Origin of the sequence: Bacillus infantis (assembly GCF_050107595.1) — a bacterium.
Lineage (GTDB): Bacteria > Bacillota > Bacilli > Bacillales > Cytobacillaceae > Bacillus_AB > Bacillus_AB infantis_C.
Map to the genome: position 1 here is coordinate 1 of NZ_JBNILH010000019.1, position 14,280 is coordinate 14,280.

The following is a 14,280-nucleotide window of genomic DNA, read 5'->3' on the forward strand; positions in this document are numbered from 1 at the left end:
ATTAGGCACGCCGCCAGCGTTCGTCCTGAGCCAGGATCAAACTCTCCATATAAGAGTAAGATTTAGCTCTGATAAAAATAAGATTAACGTTGACGTTTTTGTTCGTTCAGTTTTCAAAGAACAATCTGTTTTGCTTGCCGCTCATTAGGCGACTTAACTATCTTATCATAACCAAGTTAGTGAGTCAATAGTTTTTTTATTTCTTTTTTCTAGCTTGCTTGCTGTCTTGCAGCAACAGATATTAATATACCACCTATATGAGGGGTGCGCAATACATTTTCATTAAAAATATACACCGTTATTAAAGAAAAACTATTCTTATTTTTCCGCTTATGCTTAGCGTGTACACTTGCAGGCCAAGAGCTAATGTTTCTCTCTTAATAGTCCGCTCCTTCCCTTAAAACCCCACTTCCTTCTATAAATAAAAAAGGCTGGAGGCAGGCCCGGTTGATCGGGTCTGCCTCCAGCAGGAAAAAAATTTTCTCTATTAACGGTGGCGCATAAGCGGGAACAGCAGTACATCCCTGATGGAAGGGGAATTAGTCAGGAGCATGACAAGGCGGTCAATCCCGATTCCCAGTCCTCCTGTCGGCGGCATGCCGTATTCCAGTGCTTCAATGAAGTCATCATCCATCATATGTGCTTCATCATTTCCTTGCTCACGCTCTTTCAGCTGCGCTTCAAAGCGTTCGCGCTGGTCGATAGGATCATTCAGCTCTGTGAAGGCATTGGCATGCTCACGGGCAACAATGAACAATTCGAAGCGGTCAGTAAACCTCGGATCCTCTTCGTTCTTTTTCGCAAGAGGGGAGATTTCAACAGGATGTCCGTAGATGAATGTTGGCTGAATCAGCTTTTCTTCTACTTTCTGTTCAAAGAATTCATTGACGATATGGCCATATTCCATTGTGTCTTTGATTTCAACGTTATGTTCCTTCGCGAGGGCTTGGGCCTCTTCCTTGCTCATCTGTTTCCAAAAGTCTGCACCCGTATGCTCCTTGATCGCATCAACCATATGAAGTCTTGTCCATTCCGGCTTTAAATTCACTTCATAGTCACCGTACTGGACAGTCGTAGTACCAAGGACTTCTTCAGCTATATGGGCAACCAGGTTTTCGGTCAGGCTCATGATATCACGGTAATCTGCATATGCTTCGTAAAGCTCAATCATTGTGAACTCTGGATTATGCCTTGTAGAAACACCTTCATTACGGAATACGCGGCCGATTTCATACACTTTCTCCAGTCCGCCCACAATCAGGCGCTTTAAGTGCAGCTCGATTGCGATACGCATATAGAGTTCCATATCAAGAGCATTGTGATGGGTAATGAACGGACGGGCAGATGCTCCTCCGGCGATTGAGTGCATCATTGGCGTTTCCACTTCAAGATAGCCATGGCTGTCCAGGTAGCGGCGCATTGATTGGATGATGCGGCTTCTTGTAATGAAGGTCTTCTTGCTTTCCTGGCTCATGATCAGATCCAGGTAGCGCTGGCGGTATCTTTGCTCAACGTCCTTCAAACCATGGAATTTCTCAGGAAGCGGGCGCAATGACTTAGTCAGAAGCTCGAATGCTTCCACCTTAATGGAAAGCTCGCCAACCTTTGTCTTGAAAAGTGTGCCTGTTACGCCGACAAGGTCGCCAAGATCGGCACTGTTGAAGATTTCATAGCTTTCTTCCCCTACAGCATCCTGCCTTACATAAATCTGGATCTGGCCTTTAAGGTCCTGAATGTGCGCGAAGCCTGCCTTTCCTTTTCCGCGCTTTGTCATGATCCGCCCGGCAAGAGTGACAGAAATATTCTGTTCTTCAATTGCTTCTTTCTCCTGTTCGCCATACTCATCAATCAAATCCTGAGACTGGTGGGAACGGTCGAATCTTTTACCGAATGGATCCATTCCTTTTTCACGCAGGCTGTTCATTTTTTCCCTGCGGACTCTCATCAAGTCATTTAACTCTTCACGGCTTTCGCTCACGGAAATCATCTCCAATACTGATCTTTTTATGTAAACCCTCATACAGGAACATCAGGTTTGTTTTGTATACTTCTATTATTTTACACAATTGACGTGAAACAGACATCATAAATGCAGAAATAGCGAAAAACTGCCAGCAAACCACTGGCAGTTTCTAATTATAACAAAAGTGTTTCAGATAGAGAAGAAAATGATAGCATCTTAGCCTGCCTGTATTTCCTTGGCTTCTGCATCAAGAGCCAGCGCATTAAGAAGTGTTACAAGCTCTTCTCTTGTATTGCATTCATTGACGGCGTTGCGGGCCTTGCCGTTCCCTCTTATCCCCTTTAGATACCAGGCGGCATGCTTTCTCATTTCGCGCACAGCGATATACTCGCTCTTCAGGGCGATCAGGCGGTCGAGGTGAAGGATGCATACATCTATTTTTTCACGCACTGATGGTTCATCCATCAGCTGCCCCGTTTCCAGGTACTTAACGGTGCGGTAGATCATCCAGGGATTTCCGAGTGCAGCGCGTCCGATCATAACGCCGTCCACCCCTGTTTCGTCCAGCATTCTTTTCGCATCCTGCGGAGTCTGGACATCGCCGTTTCCAATCAGCGGTATGGAGATGTTCTGCTTCACTTCTTTAATGATATCCCAGTTTGCCTGGCCTTCATACATTTGTACACGTGTCCGGCCATGAAGCGCAACTGCCTTTCCTCCGGCACGCTCGACAGCCTGGGCATTGCGGACAGCATATATATGGTCATCATCCCAGCCCATCCGCATCTTGACGGTCACAGGCTTTGACACAGCTGCCGTTACAGCCGAAACCATTTCATAAATTTTATCAGGATCAAGCAGCCACTTGGCGCCGGCATCACATTTGGTGATCTTCGGAACCGGACAGCCCATATTGATATCAATGATATCAGCGTTTGTGTTTTCATCTACAAACTTGGCGGCTTCAACCAATGTATCTTTCTCTCCGCCAAAAATCTGCAGGCTTAAAGGCTTTTCCCGCTCATCTATATACAGCATGTTCATCGTCTTTTCATTTTTCATGACGATTCCTTTATCGCTGATCATTTCGGCACAGACGAGGCCTGCCCCGAATTCTTTAACGGTCAGGCGGAAGGCTGAGTTGCAGATTCCGGCCATCGGCGCCAGGACAACAGGATTCTTCATCTCAATGTCACCAATCTTAAGCATGTCGGTACCTCCTGTTTCTTTCAATCTCTATTAATCAATCTCCTGTGTCGGAGTTAATTCTTCAATGCTGATTTTCAATACATGCGCTACCTGGACGATGAAATCATCGGCGGGCATACGATTGCCCCTTTCAATTTCGCCAAGTACAGAGACTGAGACACCCAGCTCCTTCGCAAAGCTTTCCTGTGTAAAACCTTTTAATTTTCGAAAAGCCCGAATACGTCTTCCCCATTTTTCTGCTTCCATATTCGCACTCCTTCTTTATCAGGTATTTCCTCCAGCAATGCTTCAAGAGGCGTGTCCATCCCTGGAACATCCGTTCTCTCCCCGATTTCAGCAAGAGGAACAATGACAAATGCCCGTTCCTTCATTCGGGGATGGGGAATGATAAGGTCCTCTGTTATCATATTTTCGTGATTATACAGCAGAATGTCAAGGTCTATTGTGCGCGGTCCCCACCGGATTACCCTTTTTCTCCCAATATCCTGCTCGATGGACATGCATGCTTCCAGCAATTCATGCGGTGATCTGTCTGTATCTACAGCAATGACCATATTCAGGAATTCCCCTTGGTCTTTGTAGCCGACCGGATCTGTTTCATAAATAGATGAATAACTCGCCAATTCGATTCCGGAATGCTCTGAAAGCATTTGGATGGCTTCCTTGAGGTTTGCTGCTCTATCCCCCATATTGGAGCCCAATGCGATAAATGCCCTATTTTCCACGCTTATCGTCCCCTTGTGATTTCGACTGCTACAGAGTCATAGTGGCCAGGGATCGGAGGATCCGGCTTGATGACTTTGACGGTTACTATGCTGATTGCAGGAAACTGCCCCAGCATTTCAGCAGCTATTTTTTCAGCCAGCGCTTCTACGAGTTTGAATGGCTTTCCCTCAACAACCTCTTTGCAGACATGATAGATCTCTCCATAATTGATGGAATCCGCAAGATTATCGCTTTTACCCGCTTTCTCTAAATCTGTCTCTACAATTACATCAACAGCAAAACGCTGCCCAAGCTTTGTTTCTTCGGGAAAAACTCCATGATAGCCATAGAATTTCATATTATTTAAATATATTTTATCCATGCAGCTCTCCCTTTCCCATTAAGGCATCCATCATTTTCGCCATGCGGCTCATTTCCTTTACATCATGGATTCTGATGATCTGGCAGCCTTTTTGGATGCCATAGCAGACGGTTGCCCCTGTGCCTTCCACCCTTTCCTCCACAGGAAGGTCAAGGATGGTGCCAATAAAAGATTTCCTCGAAGTACCCAGGAGCACCGGATAACCGAGACTGGTGATGGTGTCAAGATTCCTCATCATCTCAAGATTGCAGGGCAGATTCTTCGCAAAACCGATTCCCGGGTCAAGAATGATGTTTTCCTCTTTGACGCCGGCATTCCTGGCAATCTGAATGCTTTCATACAGATCATTGAGCACATCTCGGACAAATACGGAATAATCCCTGTTTTCCCGGTTGTGCATCAAGATGATTGGGACCTCGAGCCCTGCTGCCGTTTCTGCCATCTTAGGATCCTTCTTCGCTCCCCACACATCGTTGATGATGTGGGCGCCCGCCTTGATGGCTTCTTCTGCCACAGCCGCCTTATAGGTATCGATCGAGATTGGCAGAGGCACTTCTTTCGCCACAGCCCTGATCACCGGAATTACCCGCTCAAGCTCTTCTTCTGCCGGAACCTCGTCAAAGCCCGGCCTTGTCGATTCCCCGCCAATATCAATGATATCAGCTCCATTAGCAGCCATCTCCAGGGCATGCTTTACTGCCTTGTCAGCATCAAAGTATTTTCCTCCATCAGAAAAAGAGTCGGGGGTGGCGTTCAAGATCCCCATCACTAGTGTTTTTTTGCCATAGTCCAGCTCATATGGCCCGCAATTTATGATTTGTCTGTTCATCTTTGTCCCTCCATTAGAAGTCCTTCTCGTCCCCATAGATGACTGCAGTATTTTCTGTATTCTTTATGGAGCATTCCGGCAAGCCTGCCGGCACCCCCTGGAAAAGGAACACCGGCAAAGCCTGCGGCAGGTGCAATCTCCTGAATTGAGTTAGTGACAAACACTTCGTCCGCTCGCATCATTTCCTCCGGCTGATAAAAGCCTTCCTGGACCTGCAGGCCGTTTTTTTCGGCAAGCAGCAGCACAAATTGCCTGGTGATGCCATTCAGGATGCCCGTTTCCAGGGATGGGGTATATAAGATATCCCCTTTCGTCCAGAAAAGATTGGAGACAACCCCTTCAGCCAGAAATCCTTCCTTCGTCAGGAAGACTCCTTCCTGTCCAGGTACATTCCCAAGCTCTCTTTTTGCAAGGATGTTGTTCATATAGTGGTGGGATTTCAGCCGTTCATCCCCCTCTGGCGTATTGCGCCTCATTTTGAGGAGCACCAGCTCTTTTTCCGCCATTTCCCCCGCTGGCGGCAGCGGCCGTGCAAAAAGGATTGTCTGGGGACTGCTGTAAACATCAGGGGGGAGGCCCAGTTCTTCAATGCCGGCAGATACATTCAGCCTTACATTGGCATTCCGGAAGCCATTCTGTTCCAGCACCATGCTGATTTTCCCGGCTATTTCTTCTCTTGAAAAAGCAGCCTCGATATGGAGGGTGCCGAGCCCCCGGTTCAGCCTTTCCAGATGATCATCCAGCAGAAACGGATGGCCATCATATACCCTGAATGTTTCGAAAAGCCCCATTCCGTAGAGAAAGCCATGGTCAAAAGGCGAAATCACCGCTTCTTCAGCGGAAACAAGCCGGTCGTTTATTAAAATGTACATACTTAAGCCCCAACCATCTTAGCCTTTTTATAATGGGCGATGAAATTGCTTAACAATATTTTTCCCGACTGTGTCATGATGGATTCGGGATGGAACTGGACACCTTCTGCACTCATGGTTTTATGGCGGATGGCCATGATTTCGCCTTCCTCCGTCCATGCTGAAATTTCAAAGCAGTCTGGCAGAGTTTCCTTTTTGACGATCAAAGAGTGATATCTGGTCGCCGGAAAAGGATTCGGCAAACCTGCAAAGATCGTTTTGCCATCATGGTAGATCTCCGAGGTTTTCCCATGCATCAGCCTTTCTGCCTGTACAACATCCCCGCCGAATGATTGGGCAAGAGACTGGTGGCCGAGACAGACGCCGAAAATTGGGACCTTCCCTGCAAAATGGGAGATTGCTTCCAGGCTGATCCCTGCTTCATTCGGACTGCAGGGACCAGGGGAAATCATTAGAAAAGAAGGACGGGCTGCTGCGATATCCTCAAGTGCCGCCTCATCATTTCTTTTGACAACAAGCTCTTCTCCCAGCTCCCCCAGATATTGAACTAGATTATAGGTAAACGAATCAAAGTTATCAATCATATAGATCATGTCACATGCTCCCCGCCATTCTCGGCCAGCTCCTTCGCCTTCCAGAGGGCCATCGCTTTTTTGAGTGATTCTTTATATTCATGCTTCGGGCTGGAGTCGATGACAATGCCGGCTCCTGCCTGTACATGGGCCTTCCCGTCTTTTACGAGCATCGTGCGGATGACGATATTCAGCTCCATATCCCCGTTGAAGCCGATCCATCCGATTGAACCTGTATACAATCCCCTTCTGACAGGCTCCAGCTCTTCAATGATCTCCATCGTCCTGATCTTCGGAGCCCCGGTAATCGTTCCGCCGGGAAAAACAGCATCTATGACATCATAGGGAGATTTGCCTTGTGCGAGGATTCCCCTGACATTGGAAACGATATGCATCACATGGGAGTACTTTTCAATGACCATGAATTCATTCACTTCCACTGAGCCGTATTCAGCAACACGGCCGAGGTCATTCCGCTCCAGGTCTACAAGCATGACATGCTCTGCCCGCTCCTTCTCGTTCTGGATCAGTTCCTCGGCAAGCCGCAGGTCCTCCGCTTCATCAGCCCCTCTTGATCTAGTACCCGCTATCGGCCGCGTGCTGATCTCCCGCCCTTTCTTCTTAACCAGCAGCTCAGGCGAACCGCTGACAATCTGGTAATCAGGCGTATGGATATAAGCCATATAAGGCGACGGGTTGAGCTGGCGGAGCTGATCGTACACATCAATCGCTTCGACGCCGATCGGCCTTGTCTGCCTTACCGACAGATTGACCTGGAATACATCCCCCTTGGAAATGTAATCCTGGATCCTGCTTACCGCTTCCTTGAATTCTTCTTCTTTCATTGATACTTCAAGATCTTCGCCAATCCGTGCCTTTTTCGGGACTTGGGGAGCAGGAACAGGGCCTGTCCAGCGGCTCGCCCAGTCATCCGCCCTTTTTTCAATAAGGCCGGCGTCAACAGAGGAATCATATAAAAACAGAAGCCAGAGTTCCTCCTCTTTATGATCAAAGACAAACCATTCCCTGAACAGGAAAAAATGGACATCAGGAAGTACAAGGTCGTCTTCTGACCAAACCGGGAGCTTTTCAACATATCTTGCATAGTCATAGCTGATATATCCGATAGCCCCTCCCTGGAAATCAGGCAGCTCTTCCAGCCTGTCAGCTTCATAGCGGCCCATATATTCCTTAAGGCAATGAAGCGGATTGCCTTCGAACAGCTCCGTGCCTGCTTGGGTTACAGCCTTAAGCTGCATGCCCCTGCCAGTCAAAATCACTTCCGGATCAAAGGCTGCCATGCTGTACCTTCCGCCCCGTCCGCTCTCCAAAAGGACATGATTCTCCTTGCCTGCAGATAAATGCCGGTAATGCTGATAAAACTCTGTATATGTATAAGCAGTTCTCCTGCTGCAGATTGACAGCTTCTTCAAACTGAACACTCCCATCCCAATAACTACTTTTCATCATACATGATTTGGAGCCGGCGGGACAGGTCCTCTGCTCTCTGCACAGGCAGGAACAAAAGCGCAAGCGCCTTGATCACCCCCGACAAGCATAAGACGAACCTCCCGGAAAGGCGTTCTTTGCCTTTTTGGGAGGTTTGGCTTATGACCTCGAGGGGGTAGGCGCAGAGCTGGACGCGGATCAAGAATTGATAATGATCCACAAGACTTACAATTTATAAATACCTAAAAAGAAAAAAAACAGCAGCCGGACGGCTGCTGCTCTTTGCATTCTCTATTCTTCGAACTGGTACAGCGGGGTGCTCAAATAGCGTTCCCCATTGCTTGGGATGATGGCAAGGACCTTTTTGCCTTTTCCGAGCTCTTTGGCAACCTTGAGGGCCGCATAGATGGCTGCGCCTGATGAGATTCCTCCCAGGATTCCCTCTTCCTTTGCCGCACGGCGGGCATATTCAAAGGCATCATCATTCGTCACCTTGATCACCCCGTCATATACTTCTGTATCGAGGATATCCGGAACAAACCCGGCGCCGATGCCCTGGATTTTATGAGGGCCCGGCTTCCCGCCGGAAAGGACCGGTGAATCTGCCGGCTCTACCGCGTAAATTTTAACAGAGCCAAACTTCTCCTTAAGCACCTCGCCGGCGCCTGTGATCGTTCCGCCTGTGCCGATCCCGGAGATAAAAGCATCCACCTGATCCATCTGTTCAGCAATTTCCTTTCCAGTTGTCCTTCTGTGGACCTCAGGATTGGCTTCGTTCTTGAATTGCTGAGGCATGAAATAGCCATGCTCCTTCGCCAGCTCTTCAGCCTTGCGAATCGCTCCTCCCATTCCCTCAGGCCCTGGAGTGAGTACAAGCTCTGCTCCATAAGCTCTAAGAAGGTTGCGGCGCTCCATACTCATTGTTTCAGGCATAACGAGGATGGCTTTATAGCCTTTGGCTGCTGCGACCATTGCCAGCCCGATCCCTGTGTTTCCGGATGTCGGCTCGATGAGCGTATCACCCGCTTTCAGGTTCCCGTCCTGTTCTGCGGCTTCAATCATGGCAAGGGCAATCCGGTCCTTTACGCTGCTGCCCGGATTCATATATTCAAGCTTCAAGTAAACATCAGCACTATTTTCATCTGTCAGGCGATTCAATTTGACGATCGGAGTCTGCCCGACTAATTCTGTAATTGAGTTTGCTACACGCACCATTTGCATCCGCTCCCTAATCCGAGTATTTTTATTGGTTTTATAAAAAACTTAACAGTGCAACAGGAAATTGTCAATCAATATGCAGTCAAATTGACCCTATTTTTTAGAATTTTCTTTTAATAGAGAAACCCTCAGATTCGCTATGTAGTATTATATACCCTCGTGCCTGCCTTTATGTTGAGGATAAACAAAAACGGACAGGCTGCCTGTCCGCTTTCATGCTATTGCTTTTCTTCCTGTTTATCATAGAAAGAGTCGACTTTGATTTCATTCCAGAAAGGTTTGGCCGAAGCAGGGGTGTCCATCTGCTCAAGAGCGAGCTGCCGGCGGATCTGGTTTTTCACATCCTTGAAAGCATAATTACGGCCATCCAGATGCTCATGCAGCAGAATTACTGCATACCCGTCCTCCACTTCAACCGGCTCACTCCATTCCCCTTCTTTCAGCTTTGCCGCTTCATCAATGAAATCCTGTGAAAAGCGCTCATCTTCTTCGCTGATGAATCCTGTTTCCCCGCCCTGGTTGGCGGTGAACTCATCGATCGACCTCTCCATGGCCAGCACCGGAAAGCTGGAGCCATTTTTAAGCTCTTTTATCGTCTGTTCAGCTTCTTTTTTTGTTTTGACAACAATTTGGGAAATATGATAGGAATCAGGAACCTGGAAAAGACTCTTGTTTTGGTCATAATAGTCCTTCATTTCCTCTTCGGTCACCACAACATCCCTTGTCAGCAGTTCCTCCAGGAGCAGGCTGTATCTAATCTGCTCCTTCCACTTGCTTTCATCAAGCTGCTGCAGCCGGTTGCCCTGATACATGGTTTTGACAAGTGTGAGCTCCCTTTCGACCGCTTCCTTTGAGACTTCAACATTGTATTTTTCCGCCATGGCCGCGATCACCTTCTGGTCGATCAGGTCATTCAGCACTTCCTTGCCATAGCGCTGCTCCATTTCGTTCAGCCATTCTTCTCTCGTAATTTTATCTTTTCCGACCTCAGCCACTGTTTCCCCGCTGCCGGCAAACAGCACAGCAGGCCTGATAGTCAATAACAGGATAAAAATGATGTTCAAAACGAACAGGCTGGCAATAATCAGCCAAAGATGCTTTTTTTTCACAGTTTCCTCCCCCAGAAAACAGCTTTATACCGCTTCGCTTTTTAATGCCTCCAGCTCTTCTTTTGAGTAATGATATTTTTCATTGCAGAAATGGCATTGGGCTTCTGCTTCGCCGTCTGTATCGATCATATCCTGGATTTCATCCCTGCCAAGGCTGATGATGCTCGTTGCAAACCGCTCCTTGGAGCAGGTGCATTCAAAGGATACTGGCATCTTCTCCAGAATCTTGACATTTTCCTCTCCAAGAATTTCATTCAAGAGCTCTTCCGGTGTAAGGCCTTTTTCAATCAGCTTAGACACAGGAGGAATTTCCTTCAGCCTGTTCTCAATTCTTGTAATTGTCTCTTCATCTGTTCCTGGAAGAAGCTGCAGGATGAATCCGCCCGAAGCAAGGATCGTATTGTCCGGATTTACAAGAACGCCGACCCCGACAGAGGAAGGAAGCTGCTCAGACATAGCAAAATAATAAGTGAAATCTTCTCCAAGCTCACCCGAAACAATTGGCACCTGTCCTGTGAAATGCTCTCTCATCCCGATGTCCTTAACGACAGTCAGCATGCCATCAGTGCCGACAGCCCTGCGGACGTCCAGCTTTCCCTGCTCATTCAAGTCAAAATGGGTCTGCGGGTGCGTCACATAGCCGCGCACCTCTCCCTTAGAATTGCTGTCCACAAGGATCGGGCCAAGCGGGCCGCCGCCTTCAATCTTGATGGTCAGCTTTTCCTCGCCTTTAAGCATCGCTCCCATCATCACACCAGCGGTCATTGCCCTGCCAAGAGCGGCAGAGGCCGTCGGCCATGTGTAATGCCTTCTTTGCGCCTCTCCCACCGTATCTGTACTCCGCGCAGCGTACGCACGCACCTGTCCATTAAAGGCAAGCGCCTTAATTAAATAATCTTCCATCTTGTACTCCTTTCAAAGCTGTATTTCCTATTTCTTTATACTTTCCCTATTTCGTTTATAAATTAACTGTAATCCTTTTAATGTTAAAAACGGGTCGACAATGTCAATCATATTTGATTCCTGGGCAATCAGATTGGCAAGCCCTCCTGTGGCAATGACCAGCGGATTTTCATCGCTCTGGTCCTTCATCCTCTTCACGATGCCCTCTACTTGTCCAACATATCCGTAGACAATGCCGGACTGCATGGCAGCCACCGTATTCTTGCCGACAATATGTTCAGGACGGGCAATTTCTATCCTCGGAAGCTTGGCTGCCTTTGAATACAATGCCTCAGTCGAAATATTGACGCCTGGTGCAATTGCTCCTCCCATATACTGCTTATCAGCATTAATATAGCAGTAGGTTGTCGCAGTCCCAAAATCGACGATGATAAGCGGCCCGCCATACTCGTGAATGGCTGCAACTGCATTGACGATCCTGTCAGCGCCCACCTCGCGCGGATTTTCATACTTGATATTAAGTCCGGTCTTAATGCCAGGGCCAACGACAAGCGGCTTATGCTGAAAGTACTTCTGGCACATTCTCTCAAGCGCAAACATGATCGGCGGCACAACCGAAGAAATAATGATGCCATCTATGTTAGAAAACGAGAGATTCACATGCTCAAAAAGAGATTTCACGATCATCCCATATTCATCTTCTGTTTTATTCCGGTTCGTCTCTATTCTCCAATGGTGCTTTAGCTCTTCGCCATCATATACACCAAGCACAATATTTGTATTTCCCACGTCAAATACAAAGATCAACATTCTCACCACTTTTATAATTTTTCTAACACAAACACACTGCCAACATCATATCACAACTCCTGCCGAATCGTAATAGAAAAAGACCTGCACCCTGTCCTTGCCCGCCAGGAGATCCTGTATGCCTGAAAACAGACGCTGCTGCTGAGCCTGTGCCCAATTAAAGATGCCCTTATTGTTTCCCAAAAAGCAAAAAGCTGACTCAGGCGGCCAGATTAGGGCTTTCCTGAGTCAGCTTCTTTGTCGATTAGAGGTCGCGCTTTTCGTCAGCGCTGCCGGTTGAGCCGGCATCATCCTTCGGTGCAACCGGATCGTTTGAATCTGCCGGATGGATTTCCTTCACGGCATCTTCATCTTTCTTGATGTTGATATTAACCTTCACATCATCTGTGCTTGCGTCGATCACTTTGCGGTCAGGCAGCTTGCCATTGTCCACAAGGCTCTTGATTTGTTCAGCATCAAGAGTTTCAACTTCCAGAAGTGTGTTGGCAATCAAGTCAAGCTTATCGCGATTTTCTGTAAGGACTTTTCTTGCTTTTTCATAACACTCTTTAATGATACGCTGGATTTCCAGGTCGATTTCGTAGGCAATCGCATCAGAGTAATTCTGCTCGTTGTTGAAATCCCTGCCAAGGAAAACTTGGCCCTGGGACTGTCCGAACTGAAGCGGTCCGAGCTTATCGCTCATTCCGAATTCAGTCACCATTCTCCTGGCAATGCCGGTTGCGCGCTGGAAGTCATTGTGCGCGCCTGTGCTGACTTCGCCAAAGACAATCTCTTCGGCAACACGTCCGCCCAGGAGGCCGACGATCTTATCCAGAAGCTCCGGCTTCGTCATGAAGTATCGGTCTTCCTTCGGCAGCATGACGGCATATCCGCCAGCCTGGCCGCGTGGAACGATGGTTACCTTATGGACCATTTCAGCCTCATCCAGCATGACACCGATCACAGTATGCCCAGCTTCATGGAATGCCACGATATTTCTTTCCTTCTTGGAAATGACGCGGCTTTTCTTGGCAGGACCGGCTATGACTCTGTCCGTTGCCTCATCAATATCGGTCATATCGACTTTTTTCTTATTCTGGCGTGCCGCGACAAGGGCAGCCTCGTTCAATAAGTTTTCAAGGTCGGCGCCTGAGAAGCCTGGCGTCCTTGCTGCAATGGCCTTCAGATTGACAGACTCATCAAGAGGCTTATTGCGGGCGTGTACCTTCAGTACTGCTTCACGTCCATTAACGTCCGGACGGTCAACAGTGATCTGGCGGTCAAATCGTCCCGGACGCAGAAGGGCCGGGTCAAGAATATCCGGACGGTTCGTTGCGGCTACGATGATGATTCCTTCGTTAGCCCCGAATCCATCCATTTCAACAAGCAACTGGTTCAGCGTCTGTTCACGCTCGTCATGGCCTCCGCCAAGTCCGGCGCCGCGCTGGCGTCCAACTGCATCAATCTCATCAATAAATATAATACACGGTGCATTTTTCTTAGCGTTCTCAAACAGGTCACGCACACGGGATGCACCGACACCGACAAACATCTCAACGAAATCGGAACCGCTGATCGAGAAGAACGGTACGCCCGCTTCACCGGCAACAGCACGCGCCAGCAGGGTTTTACCGGTACCCGGAGGTCCGACCAGAAGCACCCCTTTAGGGATTCGGGCCCCAAGATCCGCGAATTTGCGTGGATCCTTCAGGAACTCGACGACTTCTACAAGTTCTTGCTTTTCTTCATCCGCACCAGCAACATCCTTGAAGCGGACTTTCTTTTTCTCTTCACTGTAAAGCTTGGCTTTGCTCTTGCCGAAGTTCATTACCCGGCTGCCGCCGCCCTGTGCTTGATTAAGCAGGAAGAAGAACAGGATGAAAATGATGATGAACGGAATGATGCTAGTGAAGAATGTCACCCAGCCGCTTGTTTCCTTGGCAGGCTGTACATCCACCTTCGCATTGGCTGCCGCCTCATCTATGCGGTCCAGCAGATTGTCGCTGTTCCAGACATAAGTGATAAAGAATTTATCTTCATCATAGCCTTCCAGCTTGCCCCGCACCTCAAACACTCCGCGCTCAGGCTGCATCGAAAGCTCTGTTACCTCGCCGCTGTCCAGGTAACCGACGAATTCGTCATAGGATATATGGTCTGTCGGCTCATTGTTGCCATTAAAGAAGCTGACAACGCCTATAATGACTAAAAAGATTAATAAATAAAAGATGGTATTCCGGAAGATCCGATTCATCCCTTACCTCCTCCCACGGTAAACAA

The 14,280-nt window shown here is 48.2% G+C and carries 14 protein-coding genes; all 14 read right to left on the reverse strand.

Features of this window, described 5'->3' with window-relative positions; all coding sequences use genetic code 11:
• Positions 1-487 precede the first annotated feature (487 nt).
• Positions 488-1,945: a lysine--tRNA ligase gene (lysS, locus tag ACQCVH_RS24685; RefSeq protein WP_426838317.1), complete on the reverse strand. Its 1,458-nt coding sequence runs from the start codon at positions 1,943-1,945 to the stop codon at positions 488-490.
• Positions 1,946-2,179: 234 nt separating this feature from the next.
• Entirely contained in the window at positions 2,180-3,172 is a 993-nt protein-coding gene (gene dusB, locus ACQCVH_RS24690; RefSeq protein ID WP_426838277.1) for a tRNA dihydrouridine synthase DusB, read from the reverse strand.
• Positions 3,173-3,202: 30 nt separating this feature from the next.
• Positions 3,203-3,418, reverse strand: a complete 216-nt coding sequence (locus tag ACQCVH_RS24695; RefSeq protein ID WP_009796137.1) for a helix-turn-helix domain-containing protein — start codon at positions 3,416-3,418, stop codon at positions 3,203-3,205.
• Complete coding sequence (folK, locus tag ACQCVH_RS24700; RefSeq protein WP_426838279.1) at positions 3,370-3,897, reverse strand: 2-amino-4-hydroxy-6-hydroxymethyldihydropteridine diphosphokinase; 528 nt, start codon at positions 3,895-3,897, stop codon at positions 3,370-3,372. The genes ACQCVH_RS24695 and folK overlap by 49 nt, the downstream gene beginning before the upstream one ends.
• Positions 3,898-3,899: 2 nt before the next feature.
• The gene (gene folB / locus ACQCVH_RS24705) at positions 3,900-4,259 is read right to left on the reverse strand and encodes a dihydroneopterin aldolase (protein WP_426838281.1); all 360 of its coding nucleotides are present in this window, start codon (positions 4,257-4,259) and stop codon (positions 3,900-3,902) included.
• Positions 4,252-5,088, reverse strand: coding sequence for a dihydropteroate synthase (gene folP / locus ACQCVH_RS24710; RefSeq protein WP_426838282.1), 837 nt, complete (start codon positions 5,086-5,088; stop codon positions 4,252-4,254). The genes folB and folP overlap by 8 nt, the downstream gene beginning before the upstream one ends.
• Positions 5,085-5,960 carry an aminodeoxychorismate lyase gene (gene pabC, locus ACQCVH_RS24715; protein WP_426838283.1) on the reverse strand — a complete coding sequence of 292 codons (876 nt, stop codon included), beginning with the start codon at positions 5,958-5,960 and terminating at the stop codon, positions 5,085-5,087. Before pabC ends, folP begins: the two co-directional genes overlap by 4 nt.
• Before the next feature lie 2 nt (positions 5,961-5,962).
• Complete coding sequence (gene pabA / locus ACQCVH_RS24720) at positions 5,963-6,553, reverse strand: aminodeoxychorismate/anthranilate synthase component II (protein WP_426838285.1); 591 nt, start codon at positions 6,551-6,553, stop codon at positions 5,963-5,965.
• Entirely contained in the window at positions 6,550-7,965 is a 1,416-nt protein-coding gene (pabB, locus tag ACQCVH_RS24725; protein ID WP_426838287.1) for an aminodeoxychorismate synthase, component I, read from the reverse strand. Before pabB ends, pabA begins: the two co-directional genes overlap by 4 nt.
• Before the next feature lie 307 nt (positions 7,966-8,272).
• A complete protein-coding gene (gene cysK, locus ACQCVH_RS24730) occupies positions 8,273-9,196 on the reverse strand; it encodes a cysteine synthase A (protein WP_257989203.1) in 924 nt (307 codons plus the stop codon).
• A 221-nt stretch (positions 9,197-9,417) separates the two neighbouring features.
• A complete protein-coding gene (locus ACQCVH_RS24735; RefSeq protein WP_426838289.1) occupies positions 9,418-10,308 on the reverse strand; it encodes a peptidyl-prolyl cis-trans isomerase in 891 nt (296 codons plus the stop codon).
• Between the two features lie 24 nt (positions 10,309-10,332).
• On the reverse strand, positions 10,333-11,211 hold the full coding sequence (gene hslO, locus ACQCVH_RS24740) for an Hsp33 family molecular chaperone HslO (protein WP_224906403.1): 879 nt from the start codon (positions 11,209-11,211) through the stop codon (positions 10,333-10,335).
• Positions 11,212-11,238: 27 nt separating this feature from the next.
• Positions 11,239-12,018, reverse strand: coding sequence for a type III pantothenate kinase (locus ACQCVH_RS24745; RefSeq protein WP_224906485.1), 780 nt, complete (start codon positions 12,016-12,018; stop codon positions 11,239-11,241).
• A gap of 247 nt (positions 12,019-12,265) precedes the next feature.
• Entirely contained in the window at positions 12,266-14,254 is a 1,989-nt protein-coding gene (ftsH, locus tag ACQCVH_RS24750) for an ATP-dependent zinc metalloprotease FtsH (RefSeq protein WP_426838290.1), read from the reverse strand.
• Positions 14,255-14,280: the final 26 nt, after the last annotated feature.

Excerpts from the sequence above, each read along its gene's own strand:
- lysS (WP_426838317.1), bottom strand. The coding sequence starts at position 1,945 with ATGAGAGTCCGCAGGGAAAAAATGAACAGCCTGCGTGAAAAAGGAATG.
- dusB (WP_426838277.1), bottom strand. The coding sequence starts at position 3,172 with ATGCTTAAGATTGGTGACATTGAGATGAAGAATCCTGTTGTCCTGGCG.
- ACQCVH_RS24695 (WP_009796137.1), bottom strand. The coding sequence starts at position 3,418 with ATGGAAGCAGAAAAATGGGGAAGACGTATTCGGGCTTTTCGAAAATTA.
- folB (WP_426838281.1), bottom strand. The coding sequence starts at position 4,259 with ATGGATAAAATATATTTAAATAATATGAAATTCTATGGCTATCATGGA.
- folP (WP_426838282.1), bottom strand. The coding sequence starts at position 5,088 with ATGAACAGACAAATCATAAATTGCGGGCCATATGAGCTGGACTATGGC.
- pabC (WP_426838283.1), bottom strand. The coding sequence starts at position 5,960 with ATGTACATTTTAATAAACGACCGGCTTGTTTCCGCTGAAGAAGCGGTG.
- pabA (WP_426838285.1), bottom strand. The coding sequence starts at position 6,553 with ATGATCTATATGATTGATAACTTTGATTCGTTTACCTATAATCTAGTT.
- cysK (WP_257989203.1), bottom strand. The coding sequence starts at position 9,196 with ATGGTGCGTGTAGCAAACTCAATTACAGAATTAGTCGGGCAGACTCCG.
- hslO (WP_224906403.1), bottom strand. The coding sequence starts at position 11,211 with ATGGAAGATTATTTAATTAAGGCGCTTGCCTTTAATGGACAGGTGCGT.
- ftsH (WP_426838290.1), bottom strand. The coding sequence starts at position 14,254 with ATGAATCGGATCTTCCGGAATACCATCTTTTATTTATTAATCTTTTTA.